This window comes from Granulicella rosea, assembly GCF_900188085.1.
GTDB lineage: Bacteria > Acidobacteriota > Terriglobia > Terriglobales > Acidobacteriaceae > Edaphobacter > Edaphobacter rosea.
Map to the genome: position 1 here is coordinate 208,669 of NZ_FZOU01000007.1, position 20,164 is coordinate 228,832.

At 64.1% G+C, this 20,164-nt stretch carries 22 protein-coding genes; 12 read left to right on the forward strand and 10 right to left on the reverse strand.

Features of this window, described 5'->3' with window-relative positions:
* Positions 1–64 precede the first annotated feature (64 nt).
* Positions 65–1,639, forward strand: a complete 1,575-nt coding sequence (locus tag CHB87_RS17995; RefSeq protein ID WP_089409818.1) for a VWA domain-containing protein — start codon at positions 65–67, stop codon at positions 1,637–1,639.
* A gap of 194 nt (positions 1,640–1,833) precedes the next feature.
* Here CHB87_RS17995 and aspS read toward each other — a convergent pair whose 3' ends face one another.
* The 6 genes from aspS to CHB87_RS18025 all read right to left on the reverse strand — a co-directional run bounded on the left by aspS (position 1,834) and on the right by CHB87_RS18025 (position 8,141).
* Positions 1,834–3,657, reverse strand: a complete 1,824-nt coding sequence (gene aspS, locus CHB87_RS18000; RefSeq protein ID WP_342743586.1) for an aspartate--tRNA ligase — start codon at positions 3,655–3,657, stop codon at positions 1,834–1,836.
* Between the two features lie 108 nt (positions 3,658–3,765).
* Positions 3,766–4,368: a DUF1287 domain-containing protein gene (locus CHB87_RS18005; RefSeq protein ID WP_089409820.1), complete on the reverse strand. Its 603-nt coding sequence runs from the start codon at positions 4,366–4,368 to the stop codon at positions 3,766–3,768.
* Between the two features lie 146 nt (positions 4,369–4,514).
* Entirely contained in the window at positions 4,515–4,952 is a 438-nt protein-coding gene (locus CHB87_RS18010) for a hypothetical protein (protein ID WP_089409821.1), read from the reverse strand.
* 18 nt (positions 4,953–4,970) lie between these two features.
* Positions 4,971–6,179, reverse strand: coding sequence for an acetamidase/formamidase family protein (locus tag CHB87_RS18015; protein ID WP_089409822.1), 1,209 nt, complete (start codon positions 6,177–6,179; stop codon positions 4,971–4,973).
* Between the two features lie 221 nt (positions 6,180–6,400).
* Complete coding sequence (locus CHB87_RS18020) at positions 6,401–7,318, reverse strand: MBL fold metallo-hydrolase (RefSeq protein ID WP_089409823.1); 918 nt, start codon at positions 7,316–7,318, stop codon at positions 6,401–6,403.
* Between the two features lie 64 nt (positions 7,319–7,382).
* Positions 7,383–8,141, reverse strand: coding sequence for a thiamine phosphate synthase (locus tag CHB87_RS18025; protein ID WP_142988417.1), 759 nt, complete (start codon positions 8,139–8,141; stop codon positions 7,383–7,385).
* Positions 8,142–8,202: 61 nt separating this feature from the next.
* Between CHB87_RS18025 and sthA the strand changes: the two genes are divergently transcribed.
* The 7 genes from sthA (at position 8,203) to CHB87_RS18060 (ending at position 13,247) form a co-directional block, all read left to right on the forward strand.
* Entirely contained in the window at positions 8,203–9,600 is a 1,398-nt protein-coding gene (gene sthA, locus CHB87_RS18030; RefSeq protein WP_089409825.1) for a Si-specific NAD(P)(+) transhydrogenase, read from the forward strand.
* A gap of 51 nt (positions 9,601–9,651) precedes the next feature.
* A complete protein-coding gene (locus tag CHB87_RS18035) occupies positions 9,652–10,548 on the forward strand; it encodes an ROK family protein (protein WP_089409826.1) in 897 nt (298 codons plus the stop codon).
* A gap of 65 nt (positions 10,549–10,613) precedes the next feature.
* Positions 10,614–11,054 carry an energy transducer TonB gene (locus tag CHB87_RS18040; RefSeq protein ID WP_176441846.1) on the forward strand — a complete coding sequence of 147 codons (441 nt, stop codon included), beginning with the start codon at positions 10,614–10,616 and terminating at the stop codon, positions 11,052–11,054.
* Between the two features lie 51 nt (positions 11,055–11,105).
* Positions 11,106–11,549: an energy transducer TonB gene (locus CHB87_RS18045; protein ID WP_089409828.1), complete on the forward strand. Its 444-nt coding sequence runs from the start codon at positions 11,106–11,108 to the stop codon at positions 11,547–11,549.
* 34 nt (positions 11,550–11,583) lie between these two features.
* On the forward strand, positions 11,584–12,018 hold the full coding sequence (locus CHB87_RS18050) for an energy transducer TonB (RefSeq protein WP_089409829.1): 435 nt from the start codon (positions 11,584–11,586) through the stop codon (positions 12,016–12,018).
* A gap of 41 nt (positions 12,019–12,059) precedes the next feature.
* Complete coding sequence (locus CHB87_RS18055; RefSeq protein WP_142988418.1) at positions 12,060–12,611, forward strand: hypothetical protein; 552 nt, start codon at positions 12,060–12,062, stop codon at positions 12,609–12,611.
* 30 nt (positions 12,612–12,641) lie between these two features.
* Positions 12,642–13,247 (forward strand): HAD family hydrolase, encoded by a 606-nt coding sequence (locus CHB87_RS18060; RefSeq protein WP_089409831.1) that lies wholly within the window; start codon positions 12,642–12,644, stop codon positions 13,245–13,247.
* Between the two features lie 247 nt (positions 13,248–13,494).
* Here CHB87_RS18060 and CHB87_RS18065 read toward each other — a convergent pair whose 3' ends face one another.
* Together CHB87_RS18065 and CHB87_RS18070 are read right to left on the reverse strand one after the other, a co-directional pair.
* Complete coding sequence (locus CHB87_RS18065; protein ID WP_089409832.1) at positions 13,495–13,869, reverse strand: hypothetical protein; 375 nt, start codon at positions 13,867–13,869, stop codon at positions 13,495–13,497.
* A 108-nt stretch (positions 13,870–13,977) separates the two neighbouring features.
* Positions 13,978–15,018, reverse strand: a complete 1,041-nt coding sequence (locus tag CHB87_RS18070) for an aldo/keto reductase (protein ID WP_089409833.1) — start codon at positions 15,016–15,018, stop codon at positions 13,978–13,980.
* 100 nt (positions 15,019–15,118) lie between these two features.
* On the opposite strand from CHB87_RS18070, the gene CHB87_RS18075 reads away from it, so the two are divergent.
* On the forward strand, positions 15,119–15,331 hold the full coding sequence (locus tag CHB87_RS18075; protein WP_089409834.1) for a hypothetical protein: 213 nt from the start codon (positions 15,119–15,121) through the stop codon (positions 15,329–15,331).
* Here CHB87_RS18075 and CHB87_RS18080 read toward each other — a convergent pair.
* Both CHB87_RS18080 and CHB87_RS18085 read right to left on the reverse strand, forming a co-directional pair.
* The gene (locus tag CHB87_RS18080) at positions 15,278–15,628 is read right to left on the reverse strand and encodes a DUF3861 domain-containing protein (protein WP_089409835.1); all 351 of its coding nucleotides are present in this window, start codon (positions 15,626–15,628) and stop codon (positions 15,278–15,280) included. The genes CHB87_RS18075 and CHB87_RS18080 overlap by 54 nt on opposite strands.
* Positions 15,629–15,841: 213 nt before the next feature.
* Positions 15,842–17,755: an ATP-dependent DNA ligase gene (locus CHB87_RS18085; protein WP_089409836.1), complete on the reverse strand. Its 1,914-nt coding sequence runs from the start codon at positions 17,753–17,755 to the stop codon at positions 15,842–15,844.
* Positions 17,756–17,881: 126 nt separating this feature from the next.
* Between CHB87_RS18085 and CHB87_RS18090 the strand changes: the two genes are divergently transcribed.
* The 3 genes from CHB87_RS18090 to prfA all read left to right on the forward strand — a co-directional run bounded on the left by CHB87_RS18090 (position 17,882) and on the right by prfA (position 20,126).
* Positions 17,882–18,193 (forward strand): hypothetical protein, encoded by a 312-nt coding sequence (locus tag CHB87_RS18090; RefSeq protein ID WP_089409837.1) that lies wholly within the window; start codon positions 17,882–17,884, stop codon positions 18,191–18,193.
* 62 nt (positions 18,194–18,255) lie between these two features.
* Entirely contained in the window at positions 18,256–18,786 is a 531-nt protein-coding gene (locus CHB87_RS18095) for a carboxypeptidase-like regulatory domain-containing protein (protein ID WP_089409838.1), read from the forward strand.
* A gap of 263 nt (positions 18,787–19,049) precedes the next feature.
* Positions 19,050–20,126, forward strand: coding sequence for a peptide chain release factor 1 (gene prfA, locus CHB87_RS18100; protein WP_089409839.1), 1,077 nt, complete (start codon positions 19,050–19,052; stop codon positions 20,124–20,126).
* Positions 20,127–20,164: the final 38 nt, after the last annotated feature.

Here is a 20,164-nt window from a genome sequence, read left to right on the forward strand (position 1 = left end):
TTGGCATGTAAGCCACAACAACCGTCACCGGAGGCCGCCGATACCGGTCTCTCCGAAGGCCAACATGACCCGCCATCCGTTTCTCGCCGTCGTGGCCGCAGCCCTGGCCGTCGTCCTTTCCCGGACAGCTCCCGCGCAGGACTCCGAGCCCTACACCCTCAAGGTGCAGTCCCAGATCGTCGTGCTCGACGTCGTCGTCACCGACAAGCATGGCGCGCTCGTCCAGAACCTGACCAAAGACGACTTCGAAGTGCTTGAAAACAAGCTGCCGCAGCCCATTCGCACCGTCGAACACACGACGCCTCCGCCGCCCTCGAAGGCGCCGGTTGCCATCGAATCCACCGCCGACCTCGACCGTCTGGAGCCGAACGCGCCTGTCAGCATCATCGTCCTCGACGAGATGAATACTCGGTTCGAAGACGAGGAGTTCGCCCGCTACTCCCTCAAGCGCTACCTGAACGGTCTGGGCGAGACCCTCTCGCAGCCTGCCATGCTCATCGCCGTGAATACCGACCATCTCATGGTCCTGCGCGATTACACCACCTCGCGCGCCGCGCTGCTCTCCGCCCTCGAACACCACCTCGCGGCCTTTCCCTGGAACCTGCAGAGCGGCGCACGCGCCGGCGAGCGCTTCAACGCCGCCTTCGCCTCGCTCATGGAGATCGCCGAGGCGACCTCCGGCCACGCTGGCCACAAGAACATGGTCTGGATCGGTCGCGGCTTCCCCAGCATCGACATGCAGACCCTCCCGCCCGATTTCGAGGACAGCCTCAAGGACGAGATCCAGACCTGCACCAACCTGCTCCGCGACGCACGCGTCACCCTCTACACCGTCGACCCCGCGGGCATCACCGTCCAGCCCCAGGCGGTCGACGCCGACGGCTTCGAGCTCGACCCCTTCGGCGGCCAGGTCAACTTCAACGACATGGCCAGGGCGACCGGCGGACGCACCTTTCACAACCGCAACGACGTCGACGCCCTCATCGGAGACAGCATCCGCGACGGCTCCGACTTCTACACGCTCTCGTACACGCCCTCCAACATCGCGGCGGACGAGAAGCCCTTCCGCAGCATCCGCGTCGTCATGAAGGATAAAGACCTTCGCGCCACGACGCGCGCCGGCTACTACGCTCAGCCCCCGATCGCGGCCGCTCTGCCCGCCAACCCGCTCGACCCCGCATCGGCCGCGTCCTCGAAGAGCTCACGCCGCCTCATCTTCGACCTCCAACTGGCCGGCGCCGGAACCATGGTCTACGACGGCCTGCCCTTCACCATCGCGCGCAACGCGGACAAGCCGAACAACTTCGAGCTTCTTCTCTCACCCTCGAAAATCGCATGGAAGACGGACGATGCAGGCAAGCTGACGGCGAACATCGTGCTATTCGTCGAGAGCTTCGACCGCAAAGGCAAGCTGCTGCAGCGCACCGCCGACACCTTCCACCTCAACCGGCCGGACGGCGCGAACGACAAGGAGATTCGCCTGTCGGCCAGCATCCCAACCGCAACGCCCGCCGCACGCCTGCGCTTCGTCCTGCGCGTCGAGGCCGACGGCAGGATGGGCGCGAATAACTTCTACCTCGTCGATCCAGCCACGCTGGACGACCCGGCCACGGGCATGAACCGCAAGATCAAGAAGTAGCCTTCCGCCGCGAACTGAAGATGCATTGTGCCTTTTCGTTGCTGCGAAGAAAAGCCAGGGCGTAAGCCCTGGCTTTTCACTCGGTATCCCCAAAATGCTGGTCATCCTGAGCGTAGCGCAGCGAAGTCGAAGGACCTGCTTTTGCTTTTGTCGTTGCTTGTTTCGCCGTGCGCCATCGCGTAAACGGCCCCAGCCTACGTCCGGGTGTTTACCTTCAGATGGAGGTCGCGCAACTGGATGTCGCTCACCGGCGTCGGCGCATCCACCATCAGGTCGATGGCCTTGGCCGTCTTCGGGAAGGCGATGACCTCGCGCAGGCTGCTCGCTCCGGCCAGGATCATGACGATGCGGTCCAGACCCAGCGCGATGCCGCCGTGCGGGGGCGTGCCGTACTCCAGCGCGTCGAGGAAGAAGCCGAAGCGCTCCTTGGCTTCTTCGTCTGACATTCCCAGCGACCGGAAGATCTCCGCCTGCACATCCTTGCGGTGGATACGGATCGACCCCGAGCCCAGCTCCGTGCCGTTCAGCACGATGTCGTAGGCCAGCGCGCGGACGGCGCCCTTGTCGTTCACCAGCTTGCCGGTTTTGATGTCCTCCTCATGCGGCGAGGTGAACGGATGGTGCGCGGCGTTCCACACCTTCTTCTCCTCGTCCCACTCGTACATCGGGAAGTCCGTGACCCAGAGGAACTTATAGTCCGCCGCCGTGCCGGTCTGGGTAAAGAGGCCGTGCTTGTCGGCGTACTTCTTCGCCAGGTCGAGACGCAGCTGTCCCACGCGCTTGTAGATCCACTGCGGATCGTAGTTCCACATCGGCGGCGTGCCGAGCTTGGGAGTGACGACGACCGACAGGTCTTCGGCACCCACGGCCAGCAGCTCGGCGATCGTCCCGGCCAGCGGAGCAAAGTCAGGGCTGGTCTTCAGGCGTTCCGTATCGAGCAGGTCCAGTCCACAGTCGCCAAAACCCGCGCGGACTTCGCTCAGCAGCTTCTTGCGCTCGGTCCCGCTCAGCGCGCCGACCGAGGGAATGATGAAGCCGAGCACCGGCAGCGCGGGCTCGATGCGCAGCTTCTCGCGCAGTTCGGGCGTCAGCGTCTCGGTCAGCTCGACCATCGCGGGCAGCCGCATATCCGGCTTGTCGATGCCGTACTTGCGGATGGCGTCGTCGTAGGTCATCTGGACGAAGGGCGGTTCCAGCTCGATGCCGGCGGCCTTGAACGCCGCCTTCAGGAAGCCCTCGACCGTCTTGAAGATCAGCCCCTGCTGGGGGAAGGTCATCTCCAGGTCGATCTGGGTGAACTCCGGCTGGCGGTCGGCGCGCAGGTCCTCGTCGCGGAAGCAGCGCGCGATCTGGAAGTACTTGTCGAAGCCCGAGACCATTAGGATCTGCTTGAAGATCTGCGGCGACTGCGGCAGAGCGTAGAAGTGGCCCGCATGAACGCGGCTCGGGACGAGGTAGTCTCTTGCACCTTCCGGAGTAGAACGCGTCATGAACGGCGTCTCGATCTCGAGGAAGCCATTGTCCGACAGGTAGTTGCGGATCGCACGCGCGACCTCGTGCCGGATGCGGAAGTTCTTCTGCATCTCCACGCGGCGCAGGTCGAGGTAGCGATACTTCAGCCGGACCTCCTCGTTGCCGATAGCGTCTTCGGCCGGGGAGAACGGCGGGGTCTTGGCGTCGTTCAGCAGCAGAATCTCGCTGGCGACGATCTCGATCGCGCCGGTATCCATTTTGGGATTGATCAGCGAGGCGTCGCGCAGCCGCACCGTGCCGGTGCAGGCGACGACGTACTCCGGCCGCGCCGACTCCGCCTTGGCATGGGCCTCGGGGCTGAGTTCCTTGTCCAGCACGACCTGGGTGATGCCGCTGCGATCGCGCAGGTCGAGAAAGATCAGGCTGCCATGATCGCGCCGGCGGTTCACCCACCCCATCAAAACGACCTGTTCGCCCTCCTGGAGGGGGCGAAGATCGCCACACATATGCGTCCGCTGCAGAGTACCTAGAAAGTCGAGTGTCACAATCCTTCTATTGTACGGAAGACTGCCCGTCGACGGTGAAGACGGGCTTCGCTCTCTGCAAAACCTCTTAAACTATCTGGCGGAAAGTCGACCAAAAGGGTCGAGCTGCTACGCTGGCCAGCGAAAGTGTCCCTTAGCCCGATGAGTGCGGAAGGCGGCGAGCTCGATCTCCTGCGCGCCGCCGCCGATATTATGCACCACGCGGGTGTCGCGGCCGTTCGCGGCGACGACCACGGCGACGTGCGGCAGGCGCGCGTCCAGCAGCCAGGTGACGATGTCGCCGACCTCCAGCGGCTTCGGAAACGCGTTGCCGTCGGTCGGCGCGGAGGCGGACCAGAGAGCCGAGCCCTTGCGCCGCCAGAAGGTTTCGAGGTTCAGCACGCGGCGGTGGTCGATGTTCGGGTCTGGGTGCTGCATCGCCCATGTTCTGGGGTAGGCGCTGAAGTTTGCGGCCATATCCTCATGGACGAGCCGCTGCAGATCCAGCCCCAGTCCATCGCGCGCCGCACGCACGATCACATCGGCGCAGACGCCGGTCGAACGCGGCACGTCGCCCAACGGGTACGGGATACGGATGTAGCTTGGATCGTAGCCGGTAGTGACACCAAGCTGGCTGCGCGCAGCCTGCGCCAGCCGCTCGCTCCGGTCGTGTTGCACGGTGGCGGAGATGAGGGTAGCGGCAGCGCCGCCGAGGAAGGTTCTGCGCAGCATCAGGCGTCGCTCCAGGGGAGATGCCTACTTGGACACCGGTGCAGCGCACTCCGTTCCAACCATGACCTTCAAGAGTGTTGCTGCCATGTCTTCGAGAGCTTTGAGCTATACAGCTGACAGCTCTCAATCCAAGCCTTCAGCACCGTCTACGCCTGCTCGATCAGCTGCTTCGAAGGCGCATACGCGACCTTCCAGCTTGAGTAGCAGCCCAGCATCCCGCAGGCCGCGCACCGCGCGCCGACGTAGAGCCAGCGAATCTCGCCATCTTCATACAGCGAAAAGCCGACGCCCACATTGGCGACGGCTCCCTCGCACTCGACGCACTCCCACGCTTCGAGTGTGGCGTCTTCGAGGTAGTCCTCGCTGTCGCAGAGGAAGTGCTCTTCGCCGCAACGGGCGCAGATCCGCTGCGCGCAGCCCTCATCCTCGTCGGCCAGCAGGGAAAAGGCGGTACCGCCGCACTTGCACGTCGACAGGCGGAAGAGGTCCGTCTTGTAGCTTTTGGCGGAGTACGCTTCGAGAAAACCGCCGATATCCTGCGGCTCGCTGCCGACCCACCACGTTCCTGACTTGTCGATCGCCATGCTGAAATCCTAGCAAAGCTACTTTCCCGCAAAGTCCTTCTTCCGAATCAGCGCGTGGACACCCTTGGTCCGGTCGACCACCTGCGATACCTCGAAGTCGGTCGCGGCGGAGAGATACGCCATCGCCTCGGCGCGGGTCATGCCGTGGTTCAGGCTCAGGTAGTCGATCGCGTTGCGGACGGCCTTCTTCATGGCCTCGTTCAGGTCCGGGTCCAGGCCGATGGCGATCCAGTAGTCGGGCGTCTCGGCGAAGGGTCCGGCGATGGGTTTGGACGAAGGATAGCCCGGCGCGCCCGGCTTCAGCACCGTCAGGCGCATGGTCGCGCGGACGGAACCTTCGACGGCGGTCAGCGAGACCTCGCCGTTGCCCTGGGCGAAGTGCGGGTCGGCGACGAAGAGCTTCGCGCCCTTCACCTGCACCGGCAGGTAGAGCGTCGTGCCGGCGACGAGGGAGTGAATGTCGAGATTGCCCCCGAAGGCGCTGGGCGGAATGGAGTTCGTCCGGCCCTCCGCTGCGGGCGCTACGCCGACGGTGCCGAGAAACGGGTTAGCCGGAAAGCTCACCGGTTTGCCCTGAGCGGTAGGGAAGACTGCCGTCAGCTTGCCGTTCACGAGCTTCAGCGGCACGAACTGCGAGTTGTTGTGGAACTTCTCCGGCTGCGCGGCGCTGGCGTCGGCGTCGGGCGCGGGCGTCTCGGGAAACTCGCCCGGCAGCGCGCCCTTGCCGTGGCGGGTGCTGATGACCCCGTAAGGAACGCGCGGGGTGAACTGGAGGAAGTCGATCTTCAGCAGGTCGCCCGGTTCGGCGCCCGCGACCTCGACCGGGCCGAGGACGATGTGCGGGCCGTCCTTGACGAAGTCGTGCGTCAGGCTGGATTGCGTGATCGCCTCGGCATCCTTCAGAACGCCGCCAGCCGGCACGCCAAAGCCGCCGAAGAATTTAACCGCGTCGCGCCCCTGATCTTCGAGCAGACCCTCGTGCGAGAGCGTGTCGAAGGTGACGATGGAGCCCGACGGCACGGTCAGGACAGGGTCGGAGGCGCCGTTCGGCAGGTAGCCCCAGCGGATCGTCTCCGGCGTGACCGGGACGTAGAAGGCCGCGCCGGTGTGCAGGGCGGCGGGGGCTGGACCGGCCTTGGTCGCCAGCGGCTGCAGGATGGCGGGCTGCTGTGCGGCGGCTGCAGCGCTTAGAACTGTGGCTGCAAAAAAGCAGAGCGAGCGAATCATCGAGGAGTTCCTCAAGAAGCAGATAGCGACTGCGTCCTGCTTAAGGGCACGGCTTCAGCCGTGCCAGACAGAGCGCATTTGTAGTTGGGCTTCAGCCCCCGAGGTACGCTCTGGCGGCTGCGAAATCGCACCTCAGAGGCTAAAGCCGCCAGGCGGGTCGGTTCTTGTGGCACGGCTAAAGCCGTGCCCTTAAACAAGAACCTTGCCAGACGGTGAAGCTGCTATGGCTTTGGCGCAACCACCACGGCAGCCTTCGCCGCCTGCTCCTTCATCACCGCATAGAACATCGCCTCTTCGATATCGATCTCGTGGTGGCAGGTGTATTTGTCGATGAACGGATTCGGCCCGCCGGGCGTCAGCTTTTCGTACTTCTCGATCATCCCGTACTGCGACGGGTGGTCGCCCAGCATCACGTCGCAGGGCATCGCATGGACGACCGGGAAGGTCCGGCCGAACTCCGCCGCCACCTCGGGCGTAATCGTGTTCGGCGAGCGCAAGCTGCAGCCGAAGACGACATGGTAGGTCTTGCCGTTCTCCACCTCGTCGGTCGTGAAGGCGGTGCAGCCGTGGGTGTGGCCGGCGACCAGGTGCGCGGTCAGGACCGTGCCGCCCAGCTCCACCGTGTCGCCGTCGTGGAAGATGCGGTCGATGGGGTGCTCCTTGCCCTCGGGCTTCATCGCCTTCAGCGCGGGCACATCCTCGGCCATGACCTCGACCAGCGCGCCGCCGGTGTCGTCCTTCATCATGGCGTCGCCTTCCATGTGGTCGCCGTGGGCGTGGTTGCCGAGGATGATTTTGATATCCGACACCTTATACCCCAGCTCCTTCACCGACTTTTCGATCACCGGCACGTTGCGCTCGTAGGTGGTGTCGATCAGGATGTCGCCCTTCGGGGTAACGATCAGGAACGAGCTAAGCGTCTTCGTTCCAACGTAATAGATGTTGCCGATGATGTGATGCGGAGGGAACTGCGCCTCCTGCTCGGCGGCCGTGCCCATGTTGCGGGTGACGATGCCGAGCGGAGTCCAGTCCTTGCCGTCGACGGTTACGGTCGGGTGGTCGGGCATCTTGTAGGCCTGGGCGGGGAGCATCGCGGAAGCAGCGAAAAGGGCAAGCGAGAGCGTAAGCGTCTTCTTCACATCGTCTCCAAGTGGAACGGAAGTGGGGTGCGCAAGCCGGGAAATTTTATCGACGGGGATAGCGCTAAGGTAGCATGAACATCCGGATCGCGGCGACTCCGGCGGCGCCGGCAGCCATGCACTCGGCCGCGTTGGCCCCGGTCACGCCGCCCAGCGCCAGCACCGGGAGCGGCCACGCCATGCGGCAGGCCTGTTCGAGCGCCGCCAGCCCCACGCCCGGCTGCACCTGCTCGCCCTGCACCGTCTTGCCGTAGACCGGGCCGTAGAGCGCCGCCGTCACCCCCCACCGCCGCGCCCGCATCACCTCCTGCGTCGTATGGCAGGAGACGGTGATGACGGGTTCCGCCAGACCGGCCTGGCGGAACCGCATCCGGACGGCCTCGGGAGTCACCTGCGCGTGCGAGGTCAGGTGTACGCCATCGGCGCCGATAGAGAGAGCAGCACTGAGATCGTTGTCGACATTGACCAGGAGCCGCGTATGCCTGCCGCCAGCCCGAATTGCCGCCAGTACACTCTTCCCGAGATGGACGATCTCGTCGGGCCGGAGATCCTTCTCGCGCAACTGGATAAAGTCGACGGGCCCTCCGGCGACGCCTTCGCCCCTCGCCAGCTCGCCACATCGCCGGACCAGCTCAGCCTGCCCTTCGTTCCCGCGCGGAAGCCTCCGCAGGGCGTACTTTGGGGAAAAGAGGCTCCTGTCCGTAATGGCGTAGCGCAGCACGGCTCCAGTGTAGGGCTCCTGCGTCGTCCCGTACACGCCGATGTGGTAGTTTTTAGGCAGGATAAACGGTTCAACCGCAGTCAATCCGGTCTTGCCGAGCATGTCTGAGAACCCGTCCAGCACGCCCGGGGCCGATCACCGAGAGATGGAAGATGCAAAGCGTATGAGTACTGTTTACGATCTACTCGTCATCGGATCAGGGCCGGCCGGCCAGCGGGCCGCCATTTACGCCTCCAAACTTGGCAAGAAGGTCGCATTGGTGGAGATGCGCGAGGTCGTCGGCGGCGCCTGCATCTCGACCGGCACCATCCCGTCCAAGACCATGCGCGAGGCCGTGCTGCACCTCTCCGGTTACAACTACAAGTCCATCTACGGCATGAACTACCGGGTGAAGGAGCGGATCACGATGGCCGACCTGGCCTTCCGGGTCCAGCACGTCATCAAGACCGAGATCGACGTCACCGAGGCCCAGCTCTCGCGCAACAACATCGAGATGCTGACCGGCGTGGCCAGCTTCGTCGACCCGACCCATGTCAAGGTGACCAACTCCAAGGGCTCGACCTTTTACGAGGCGAAGAACATTCTGATCGCCACCGGCACCAAGCCGGCCAGCTCGCCCAAGGTGCCGATCAACGGCACGTCCATCATCAACTCCGACCTGGTGCTCGACCTCGTCAACCTGCCGAAGACCCTGATCGTGGTCGGCGGCGGCGTCATCGGCGTGGAGTACTGCTGCATGTTCGCGGCGCTCGGCGTACGCGTGACGCTGATCGAACGGCGCCCCCGGCTGCTCGAGTTCGCCGACCAGGAGATCATCGAGGCGCTGAGCTATCATCTGCGCGACTCCCGCGTAACCATGCGTCTGAACGAGGGCGTGGACACGGTCGAGGAGATGCCCGACGGCACCGTCGTGGCGACGCTCGAGAGCAAGAAGAAGGTGCAGGGCGATGCGCTGCTCTACGCCGTCGGCCGCCAGGGCAACGTCGTCGAGCTGAACCTTGCCGCGGTGGGCGTCGAAGCGGACTCGCGCGGCCGCATCCCGGTCGACAAGGACTTTCGCACCAAGGTGCCCAATATCTTCGCCGTGGGCGACGTGATCGGCTTCCCGTCGCTGGCCTCGGTTTCGATGGAACAGGGCCGCATCGCCTCGGCGCGCGCCTTCGGCGACGAGACCATCATCTCGAACCCCAGCTTCTACCCCTACGGCATCTACACGATCCCCGAGATTTCCTTTATCGGGAAGACGGAAGAGCAGCTCACCGAGGAAGACGTACCCTACGAGGTCGGCGTAGCGTACTATCGCGAGATCGCGCGCGGACAGATTCGCGGCGATACGACGGGCCGGTTGAAGCTCATCTTCCACCGGACGACCCACCTGATTCTCGGCGTACACATTATCGGCGAGGGCGCGAGCGAGCTGCTGCACATCGGTCAGGCGGTCATGGCGCTGGGCGGAAAGCTGGACTATTTCGTGGAGACGGTCTTCAACTATCCAACACTCGCGGAATGTTATAAAGTTGCGGCGTTCAACGGTTTGAACCGCGTGAGCAAATACGAGTAGCAGGGCTCCACTTTTTTCGTGAAGCGGTGGCAACCGGAAGCGAGGCACAAGATGGCGAAGACCATAGGAGTCGTTCTTTCTGAACGGATCGTGGCTGGACTGATTGTCGACTACAAGCTCGAAGGGCCGCTGTACACCTTTCCCGAGAGCGAAGACGACGCCTACGGGCTGGTCGAGCTGCCGACCGAGGATCTCGTTCGCCGCATCTGCGAGCAGATCAAGCGCGCGGCCGGCGATGCGGGCGACCTGATGGCCGTCGGCGTGGCGCTGCCGGGGCTGATCAAGCAGGGTGTGGTCGAAGAAGCGCCGAACCTGCCGCAACTCAAAGGCGCGCGCATCGAAGAGCGGTTGAAGGTCGAGCTGCGCAACAACGGCATCAACGTTCCGGTCTGCGTGATCAACGACGCGGACGGCGTCGCGGCGGGGCTGGCCGCGCACCACGAAAAGCTGGACAGCCTGATTCGCGTCTGGACGCTGGGCATCGGCATCGGCTTCGGCCGCTATCCGTTCGCGCCGGGCGTGTGGGAGGGCGGCCACACCGTCGTCACGCTGGACGACAAGGAACGCTTCTGCGGCTGCGGCGGACGCGGCCACATGGAAGGCATCATGGGCCAGCGCGCCATGCGCCTGCGCTTCCTCGACATGGAGCCGGAGGAGGTCTTCCAGGCGGCCAAAGAGGGCGATCCGCGCTGCGTGGAGTTCAAACGGCTGTGGCACAAGGCGCTGGCCGCGGGCATCGCCAACTCCATCCACATGGACGGCACGGGCAAGTTCTTCCTCACGGGCTTCAACGTGCGCTTCGTCGACCTGCCCATGCTGAAGGACTACCTGCAGCAGATGGTGAAGATGAGTCCGCTGATGAGCTACGCGCTCGAAATCGTCGAGGACGACGCCGCGACGCGGGTGATCGGCGCGGCGGTGACGGCTCTGCAGGCGGCGGGCCGGTAGACTGGACCCACATCCACCCTCCGCGAGGTTCCATGGCCCTTCGAGCTGCGTCGGCTTTCTGCGTTTTGTTCCTGCTGCCCGGTCTTGTCTCCGCGCAGACGTCGGCTCCGCCTGCATTGTTTGGGCCTCCGGTGGCGGTGCCATCACGCGAGATAGGGCCCAATGGCGAAGTGATCTTCAAGATCGGAAAAGAGACCACTCCGCCCGAAGTCATTACGAAGCCGGAGCCGATCTTTCCGGAGGAGGCGCGTCATGCCAAGGTCTCCGGCATCACGACCCTGATGATCATCGTCGACGCGCAGGGCGTGCCCCAGGACGTGCATGTCGTTCACTCTCTGGCCGAGATGGTGAAGCCGAAAAAACAGGACGCCGCCCGCGCGCTGGACACAGCGGCGCTCGAGGCTGTGAAGCAGTACCGCTTCAAACCGGCGATGCGCGACGGGAAGCCGGTCGCGGTTAAGATGTATGTCGAAGTCGACTTCCAGATTCGTCGCAAGCTCTTTTAACGTCTCGCCCATGAACTAGCCTGTTTGATATGAGATTTCTATGGAGAGGTCATGTTCCTCAGCAGAAGGTCCGCGCCCGGTGTTCTCCTCGCCTGCATGCTGTCGCTTCATGGAACTGCGCAGGAGACCTCTTCCCCTGTCACTGGCTCCGCGCCGACTGATTCAGCCAAGGTAGAGCGGATAGGCGGCGGTGTGACTCCGCCGAAGGTCGTCTCGCAGCCGGAGCCGGAGTTCTCGAAGGAAGCCCGGAAGAAGAAGATCGCTGGCAATACGACGCTGACGCTCGTGGTCGATCCGCAAGGGCTGCCGACGAAGATTCGCGTCGTAAAATCCGCCGCCGAAGGTTATAAAAAGCAGAAAGACCGCGACGCCGCCCAGACGCTGGACGCGAAGGCCATCGAGGCGGTCGAACACTACCGCTTCACCCCAGCCATGAAAGGCGGCCAGCCTGTGTCGGTGCAGTTGAATATCGTGGTCAACTTCCAGATCTTCTAGCGCTTTCATCCGTCCAAACCGCCTGGAGTCCCCGATGCCCTCGCGAAAGATCTTTTTCTTCGGCGTTTTTCTCGCCCTCGCATGGACGATCGGCGTCTCCGCGCAGCAGCCCGCGCCAGAGACGCCTGCGCCCGATGCCGCCGGCGTCTACCGGATCGGGCATGGCGTGACGCCGCCCGAGACGGTCTATCAAGAGCCGTTTGACGTTCCCGATCAGGCGCGCAAGCGAAAGCTGTACTGCGTCACGGATCTCGCGCTCATCGTCGATGCGAATGGAACTCCACAAGACGTGCGCGTGGTCAAATCCACGGCCGAGCCGTATATGGACAAGAAAGACCATGCCGCAGCTCTCGCAGTTGACGCCAAGGCGGTGGAGACGGTCAAGCGTTACCGCTTCAAGGCGGGAATGCTGAATGGCAAACCCGTGCCGGTACGGATGAAGATGGAGCTTTCATACAATCAGTTCTGATGGTCTGCTCGCGAAATGGCACGAGACCCGTCTCTTTTTGCATGAAAACTTTCCTATGCTTCGGATTGCTGCTCGCAAGCGCCGCCCGCGCGCAGGAGCCGAAGGTCGATCCGAACCGCGTCTTTACGACGCAACTGCACTGGGAGCGCGTCGGCGGCGCGCCACGCAGCGCCACCGACCGATGGGCCTCCGGCTCGCTCGCCATTCTCTATCGGGATGGAACGTACGCGGCGGTGACGGCTTCTTTCCGGCGCATCGCGAAAGACGCGCCCATCAGCCTGAGCCTGAACGAAGGCTATGTGATCCGCCTGGGCACGTGGACGAAGACCGACGACAATATGATCCGCATCGAGAGCCGCGAGGTGGCGCGGGACGCGGTCGTGCAGCGAGCCGGCGACGCCGAGGCTCCGCTGCCGGGACCCGTCTCCGCGCGAACATGCCGGCTGGACAAGCCCTCCGTCGAACACCTCTCGGACGCGATCCACTGCAATGGCGGCAATGGACTTACGCTGACGCCGCCTGATGCTCCGGTCGACCTGAACGATCTCCCGCGAATCGTCGATGCGCTGGTGAAGAAAACCGCGCCGCGATGACACGCCCCCGGCATTTGAGAGAATAGACAGATGAAACTTACGCTGCCCCAAGGCCAGTTCAAGGCCTACCTCTTCGACTGCGATGGAACCATCACCGACTCGATGCCCTTGCACTTCGTGGCCTGGAACAAGGTCTTCGCCGAGTACGCCTGCCACTTTCCCGAAACGACCTTCTACGCCTGGGGCGGCATGCCCGTCGCCGACATCATCGAGCGGCTGAACGCGGAGCAGGGGCTGAAGATGCCCGTTGCCGAGATCATGAAGGTCAAGGAAGAGATCTTCCGCGAGCTGCTCTCCGAGCTGCAGGCCGTGCCCGAGGTGCTCGAACACATCCTCGCCGCGCATGGCAAGATTCCCTTCGCGGTCGTCTCGGGCAGCCCGCGCGAGTCGGTCGTGCGATCGCTTGAAAAGCTGGGGATCCTCGACCGCTTTGAGACGCTGGTCTGCGCGGGCGATTATAAGAACGGCAAACCCGACCCGGAGCCCTTCCTGATCGCCGCCGAACGGCTGGGCATCGCACCCGCCGACTGCCTGGTCTTCGAAGACGCGGAGTTGGGAATCCAGGCCGCCACCGCCGCCGGGATGGCCTCGGTGAAGGTGTTGACTCCGCTGGAGCGGGCGGCGGTGGTTGCCTAAAGGCGTGTGTTCGTGAGCTGTAAGCTGACAGCAATTCAGCTTACAGTTCAGGGCTTACGCGTCCTTTCTGCACTCGCCAAAAACTCTTGAACCCGCCGAAAACTTCCGTCATCCTGAACGCAGTGAAGGACCCCCGTATTGGCTTTTGTTCTCCTTCGAAGGAGAACAAAGGCAAAAACCAATACGGGGGTACTTCGCGCTGCTCAGGATGACCGGAGCTGGTGGTAACTACGGGAGTCAGTCGTGACTACCGAGGTCCCGGCCCTTCATGCAGCATGTGGCTCATCGCCACGTCGTATCCGCGCCGAAAGCCCTCACGGTAATCCGCGCGGACGCTGGGCGGCACATGCGGGTGACGGAACTCGTCGCGGTTGTTCGGGTCCGGCCGGCGATGGTTGTCGAAGTCGCGCCGCGCCCCCTCGATGCCATCGTGGAATCCCTGCCGCTGCACCTCGCGAAACGCCTGCGGAGGCGCATCCCAGCCGCCGCGCGGGCCATAGCCGGGAGGCGGCGGTCCCTGGGGCGGGCCATACCCCTGCGCGACGGCCGAAGCGCCCAGAGTCCCAATCATCGCCAGCGCCAAGGCGCCTGTCGCAAAACGTGTGCGGATATGCGTAATCATCGTAAGCCTCCTGTTTCCAACAACAACCGGTAAGATGTCCAGCCCTTACCGGTCTGTTGTATGGAAACCGGAGTTGCGTTGAAAGATGCGGCCAGATGCGCGCATCTTCTACACCGGTTTGGGGTTGCGCTCCTCGAACTGCCGCTGATGCCAGTACGGATAGGCCAGCGGAGACTCGCTTGCGGCGTCCAGCTTCGCCACCTGCTCCGGCGTCAGCTTCCAGCCCACCGCGCCGAGATTCGCCTTCAACTGCTCCGCATTGCGCGCGCCGATGATGAGCGTCGACACCGTCGGCCTCCGCAGCAGCCAGTTCAACGCGATCTGCGGCACGGTCTTGCCGGTCTCCTTGGCGATCTCGTCGATCGCCTCGACGACCTTGTAGAGATACTCCTCCGGCACCTGAGGCCCGGCGTCGGTGACGATCTTCGAGTTCAACCGGCTGTCCTTGGGGATGCCGGTCTCGCGGCGAATCTTGCCCGTCAGGCGGCCCCAGCCCAGCGGCGACCAGACCAGCGCGCCGACGCCCTGCTCCTCGGCCAGCGGCATCAGCTCCCACTCGTAGTCGCGGCCTACCAGCGAGTAGTACACCTGGTGCCCGACGTAGCGGCTCCAGCCATAACGCTCGCTCACCGAGAGCGACTTCATCAGGTGCCAGCCCGAAAAGTTCGAGGCGGCGATGTAGCGGATCTTGCCGCTCGTCACCAGATCGTCCAGCGCCCGCAGCGTCTCCTCCACCGGCGTCGTCGCGTCGAAGGCGTGCAGGTGGAAGACGTCGATGTAGTCCGTGTTCAGCCGCTTCAGGCTGCCTTCGACCGCCTGGATCAGGTGGTAGCGCGACGAGCCGACATCGTTCGGCCCCTTCTGATCGCCGCGCCGGAAGGTCGCCTTGGTGGAGAGCAGCACATCCTGGCGGTGGAAGTGCGAGACCGCCTTGCCCAGCGCAATCTCGCTGTTGCCGTCGGAGTAGACATCGGCCGTATCGAAGAAGTTGAGGCCCGCCTCCATGCAGATGGCGACGATGTTGTCGGCGTCGTCCTGCGAGGTCTCCGCCCATGCCTTGAAGAATTCGTTGGACGTGCCAAAGGTTCCGGCGCCGAAGCAGAGTTCGGGAACCTTGAAGCCGGATTTGCCAAGCTGACGGTATTCCATGCGGTGTTCTCCTTGATTCGATCTTCCTGGATTCAGATGCTCGTAACCGATCCGGTGCGAGCTGAAACTCTTCCACCGGCCGGCCCGCTAAGCTGGGTCAGTGCAACCCTCGCTCCTGTTCCCCGACCAGCCGGATCTAACGCCCGAGATTCCGCCCACCTGGGCCGAAGACTCCGACGTCTACCACACCTCCGACCGCTGCAACCGGCTGCAGGCGATCCAGCGCAACCGCCGCGTGACCGGCAAGCCGGGCGTGAAGCTACGGCTTTGCTTCAACTGCGAGGACATCATCCGGGCCAAGCGCCTGGGATGATGAGGTGGCCGGCCCCTGCTTCAACCGGCCGATGAACTCCCGCAGATGCGGCATCAGCGGCGCGAAGAGCGGGTCGTTGCGATGCTTCAAACCCACCTCGGCGAAGAGCTTCAACCCGATGGCGAGCGAGGCCGCCTCATCCGCCGTGAACGCGGGCCAGCGCGATGCCTGGCGCTCGGCGATGTTCAGGATGTTGTCGTGGTTCTCCGGGTAAAACACCAGCGGCGCGTGTACGTCGGGGTCGACCTTGCGTTCGCCGAGGTCTTCGACCGTGACTTTGTACTTGTAGATTCCCATGCATTCTCCTGGGGATTAGATGGGTGAACATCCGATCCGTTTCAGGGAAAGCGACGCTGGTTTCGCCCATCAGCTTGTCATCCTGAGCGAAGTGCAGCAGAGTCGAAGGACCTGCTTCTTGCTCTCCCGGCATAGGCGCCCGCGCGGCCACGAGCAAACAGCGGATCCTTCGCGTCGCTCAGGAGGACACACTATGCAGGAAGGCCTCAAGGATCAAGCCTCCACCGGCTTATCCACCTGCGACTGGTAGATCTCCTCCACCCGCGCGACGGTGTCGATCTCGGCCAGCGGCTTGTCCCTGCGAATGTGCAGGATGCGCGGGAAGCGCAGCGCGAAGCCGCTGGCGTGGCGCGTGCTCCGCATGATGTTATTGAACGCGACCTCCAGCACGATCAGCGGCTCGACCGTGCGGAAGTGGCCGCGATCCTCTAACGTGTGGGCCTTCAGGAAGTCGGTCAGCTCGAGTATCTCCGCGTCCGTCACGCCGGAGTAGGCCTTGCCGACGTTTTCAAGCTCCCCGGCCTCGTTGCGTACGGCGAAGGTGTAGTCCGAGAGCAGCCCCGCGCGGCGGCCGTGGCCGTACTCCGCGCCGGTGATGACGACGTCCAGCGTCGCCAGCTCGCGCTTCAGCTTCACCCACCAGATGCCGCGTCGGCCCGGCAGATAGGGCGAGGCGGCGGCCTTCAGCATGACGCCCTCGTTCGACCGGGCGCGCGCGTCGGCGTAGGCGCGATCGATCTCGTCGGCGGATTCGACCAGCTTCGACGGCGCGATCATCAGCCTCGGCACACCCGGCTCGGCGGGCTCTTCATCGGCGAAGAGCGCCGCCTGCGGCTCGTGCCGGCGGGCGGCATGTTCGCTCAGCACGAGCGGCGACTGCACGCGGTCGACGAGTCGCTCGACCACTGACTCCAGCTTGTTTCTGCGGACTTTGAGTTCCAGAGGCAACAACAAATGCCCATCGGCGAACATCAGATCGAAGGCCATGAAGACGACGGGAATCTGCTGGCGCAGATCGTTGCCGACGCGCTTGCGTCCGATGCGCTGGCTGAGTACGGCGAAGGGAAGCGCCGTGCCCGAGGCGTAGTCCCAGCCGAGAATCTCGCCGTCGAGGATCAGCGGCGCGTCGGCGTGCGCGAAGGCCTCGGCCAGTTCGGGGAAGCTCTCCGTGATGTCCTCCCGGTTGCGCGAGTAGATCGCCACCCGGCCCGGCTGCGCGGGGTCTCCGCAGTGGATCTGTGCGCGCATGCCGTCGTACTTGTCTTCGAGGAAGGCATGGACCTGGGCGGAGTCCGTTGAGATTTCAGGATTGCTTAAGGGCACGGCTTCAGCCGTGCCATCCTCCTCTCCCTCGACGTGCGGCTTCAGCCGCTGAGGTACGGTTTTCTTCTTCGCAGCCGCCGGAGGCTTCGGCGTAAATCGTTCGATCGCCTCCTCCGGCGTCTCCACCGGGCTCGCCAGCATGAAGCCCAGCGGATGAAAGAGCGTCATGCGCGCCTCGTCCAGCGTACCGGTAAAGGCGCGCGTGGCCGCAAGCCCCAGGTCGGCCTCGAGCATTACGGCGTTGCGCACGGCCTCCACCGATACCCCGGCGGCAAGCGCGATGGCCTCCTCCACCAGCGACTGCTTCACCCCGATGCGCATGTCGCCCAGCATGAGCTTCAGCAGGTACTTCGCCTCGAGCGCGGTCGCGCGGCGCAGCAGGCTTTCGACCAGCGCGGCGCGGATGGCCGTCGTCTTCGCGGTCGCCATGGCGGCGAAGACCTCGGCGATCTCTCCGAGCGGCAAGGTCGAGACCGTCCCGGCCCAGCCCTCGCGCAGATCGTACGCCGCCGCGCCGAGGTCGCCGTGCCTGCGATAGGCCGCGGTCAACTGCGCTTCGGTCGCCTCGGAGACGGCCAGCACGGCCTTCGAGAGCAGCGATCCACCCGCGTTCAGCTTGCGCGGATCGGCCTCCGCGAACGGCAGCCCGGCGAGATACTGGGCGAAGAGCGCCGCATCCTGCCCGGCGGGGTCTTCCGTGTGCGCCGCCTGCAACGCGGCGACGATGGCCGCGCGCTTCTTCAACCGGCTGGCGGTCCCGGCCATCTCCTCGGCCAACGCGGCAACCTGGGCGAACGTAGTCATGCGAAGATCCTCTCAGAAGAAGGATGCCATCGGCGCCCGCAGCGACTTTCTCCGAGAGTCCGCGTCTGCAACCACAGAGGCTCTTCCATGAAAAAATTGGCGCTCGCTTTGCTCCTGATGCAACCGATGTTTCTCTCTGCCGCCCCGAAGGTGAACCCCGCCGACTACACCACGACCGTGCATGTGATCTCGTCGCATTGGAGTCTCGGAAACAATGGCGGCGTTCAGATTCTGCAGGCGCTGATCGACGGACAGCAGGTGGAGCTGCTCGGCCACGGCGAGGGCGTGCTGAAGCTGGGCAACTATAAAGCGGCGCCTCTCCAGCCCGCGTATCACCCGCGACCCAACGGCCACGACGACAACGTCGCCTACCAGTTTCTCTTTCCCACGGGCGAGACCCGCAACTTCGACGTGACCGGCTATTCCACGACTCCCTAGACGCGAATCGCTTCCGGCGAGCGAACTGCTTTCCTTCGCCACGCCGGACCGTACAATAGAGTATGCAGATTTTCCCCCGCACCGGAGCAAGCCGGATCGCTCTCCCATTCGCCGCAGTGGCCCTCTTCGCGGCAAGCCTCGCCACCCCCCTGCACGCGCAGGCTGGCGGCGCCGGCGGCGGTGGCGGCAAGTCCATCGGGCGCCTGTCCTTCGGCGGCTCCGACAACAGCGCGCCCAACGTCGCCCGGACGGACCGTCTGCTGCGCGGCCGCGTGCTCGACAAGGACGGAGCCCCGGTCAAAGGCGCATACGTCTACCTGAAGGAGTACGCGAAGCAGGGCAAGAGCTCCACCCTGAAGACCGTGACGACAGACCAGGACGGCGTCTATCGCTTCGCGCAGCTCGCCACCAACCTCGACTCCGAGCTGTGGGCACAGGTGGACGAGAAGCACAAGAGCGAGCAGAAGACCATCAGCTCCTTCGACAACCGGACCGAGGTCGTCATGAACCTGCACTTTGAAGACCCGGCGAAGGCCGCAGCGCCGGCCAAGACCGAACCGGTCGCGAAGCCAGCCGCAGCCGCCAAACCCTGATCGACGGCCAAAACCAATACGGGGGTCTCTCCACTCCGCTTCGCTCCGGTCGAGATGACGAGCATTCCGAGGGATGCAGGTATACCGCCCCGCATCCTTCGCCTTGGATGTACCATCTATGAAGAGATGGTTTCGAGCACAGCAAACCCGGTGAGCACCTCCCGCGTGACGCCCCCGCGTCACGACTTTGCCTAGCTGCGCCCACTCGCGCCTTCTATTCCCTATTTCCTAAGCTCTATTTCCCTGTTTTCAGGAGAACTGCCATGTTCGACCGCCTATCCCAGATGGAAGCCCGTTACGAGGCGCTCAGCGCCCAGATGTCCGACCCCTCGCTGGTCAACGACCAGAAGAAGTTCCAGGCCGTGGCCAAAGAGAGCCGCGACATGGAGCCGATCGTCGAGAAGTATCGCGCTTGGAAGAAGATCTCCGCCGCCATCGCCGACTCCAAGGCCATGCTCGCCGAAGACGACGCAGACCTCAAAGCCATGGCCGAGGAAGAGCTCGAGATGCTCGAGCCGCAGCTCGCGCCCATCGAGGAGGAGCTGAAGGTCATGCTCCTGCCCAAGGACCCGAACGACGACAAGAACATCATCATCGAGCTCCGCGCCGGCACGGGCGGCGACGAGGCGGCGCTCTTCGTCGCCGAGATGTTCCGCGTCTACCTGCGCTTCGCCGAGCAGCACAAGTGGAAGGTGCAGATTCTGTCCGAGTCCGAGTCCGGCATCGGCAACGGCCTGAAGGACGTGACCGCCATCTTCGAAGGCGACCACGTCTATCGCCAGATGAAGTACGAGTCCGGCGTACATCGCGTGCAGCGCGTGCCGGCGACCGAGACGCAGGGCCGCGTCCACACCTCCGCCATCACGGTCGCCGTGCTGCCCGAGGCCGAGGAGGTCGACATCAAGATCGAGGCCAAGGACCTGCGCATCGACACCTTCTGCTCCTCCGGCCCCGGCGGCCAGTCGGTCAACACGACCTACTCGGCCATCCGCATCACGCACCTGCCGACCAACACGGTCGTCAGTTGCCAGGACGAGAAGTCGCAGATCAAGAATCGCGAGAAGGCGATGCGCGTGCTGCGCAGCCGCCTGTATGAGGTGGAGGCCGAGCGCGTACACCAGCTTCAGGCCAAGGAGCGCAAGCAGCAGGTCGGCACCGGCGACCGGTCGGAGAAGATCCGCACCTACAACTTCCCGCAGAACCGCCTGACGGACCACCGCATCGGCCTGACCAACCACAACCTGAACATGGTGATGGAAGGCCAACTGCAGCCGACCGTCGACGCGTTGATTGCACACAACATCGCCGAACAGATGAAGGGCGAAGCGGTCCCGGCCTGATTCTGAAAATATTTTTTGTGGCGCCTTTTCAGGTACTG

Bases quoted from the DNA above. Each gene is read 5' to 3' on its own strand.
- CHB87_RS18065 (WP_089409832.1), bottom strand. From the start codon at position 13,869: ATGATTACGCATATCCGCACACGTTTTGCGACAGGCGCCTTGGCGCTG.
- CHB87_RS18055 (WP_142988418.1), top strand. From the start codon at position 12,060: ATGAAAACTTTCCTATGCTTCGGATTGCTGCTCGCAAGCGCCGCCCGC.
- CHB87_RS18005 (WP_089409820.1), bottom strand. From the start codon at position 4,368: ATGCTGCGCAGAACCTTCCTCGGCGGCGCTGCCGCTACCCTCATCTCC.
- CHB87_RS18010 (WP_089409821.1), bottom strand. From the start codon at position 4,952: ATGGCGATCGACAAGTCAGGAACGTGGTGGGTCGGCAGCGAGCCGCAG.
- CHB87_RS18050 (WP_089409829.1), top strand. From the start codon at position 11,584: ATGCCCTCGCGAAAGATCTTTTTCTTCGGCGTTTTTCTCGCCCTCGCA.
- CHB87_RS18080 (WP_089409835.1), bottom strand. From the start codon at position 15,628: ATGGGAATCTACAAGTACAAAGTCACGGTCGAAGACCTCGGCGAACGC.
- CHB87_RS18045 (WP_089409828.1), top strand. From the start codon at position 11,106: ATGTTCCTCAGCAGAAGGTCCGCGCCCGGTGTTCTCCTCGCCTGCATG.
- CHB87_RS18025 (WP_142988417.1), bottom strand. From the start codon at position 8,141: ATGCTCGGCAAGACCGGATTGACTGCGGTTGAACCGTTTATCCTGCCT.
- CHB87_RS17995 (WP_089409818.1), top strand. From the start codon at position 65: ATGACCCGCCATCCGTTTCTCGCCGTCGTGGCCGCAGCCCTGGCCGTC.
- CHB87_RS18085 (WP_089409836.1), bottom strand. From the start codon at position 17,755: ATGACTACGTTCGCCCAGGTTGCCGCGTTGGCCGAGGAGATGGCCGGG.
- CHB87_RS18060 (WP_089409831.1), top strand. From the start codon at position 12,642: ATGAAACTTACGCTGCCCCAAGGCCAGTTCAAGGCCTACCTCTTCGAC.
- CHB87_RS18035 (WP_089409826.1), top strand. From the start codon at position 9,652: ATGGCGAAGACCATAGGAGTCGTTCTTTCTGAACGGATCGTGGCTGGA.
- prfA (WP_089409839.1), top strand. From the start codon at position 19,050: ATGTTCGACCGCCTATCCCAGATGGAAGCCCGTTACGAGGCGCTCAGC.
- sthA (WP_089409825.1), top strand. From the start codon at position 8,203: ATGAGTACTGTTTACGATCTACTCGTCATCGGATCAGGGCCGGCCGGC.
- CHB87_RS18015 (WP_089409822.1), bottom strand. From the start codon at position 6,179: ATGATTCGCTCGCTCTGCTTTTTTGCAGCCACAGTTCTAAGCGCTGCA.
- CHB87_RS18095 (WP_089409838.1), top strand. From the start codon at position 18,256: ATGCAGATTTTCCCCCGCACCGGAGCAAGCCGGATCGCTCTCCCATTC.
- CHB87_RS18090 (WP_089409837.1), top strand. From the start codon at position 17,882: ATGTTTCTCTCTGCCGCCCCGAAGGTGAACCCCGCCGACTACACCACG.
- CHB87_RS18070 (WP_089409833.1), bottom strand. From the start codon at position 15,018: ATGGAATACCGTCAGCTTGGCAAATCCGGCTTCAAGGTTCCCGAACTC.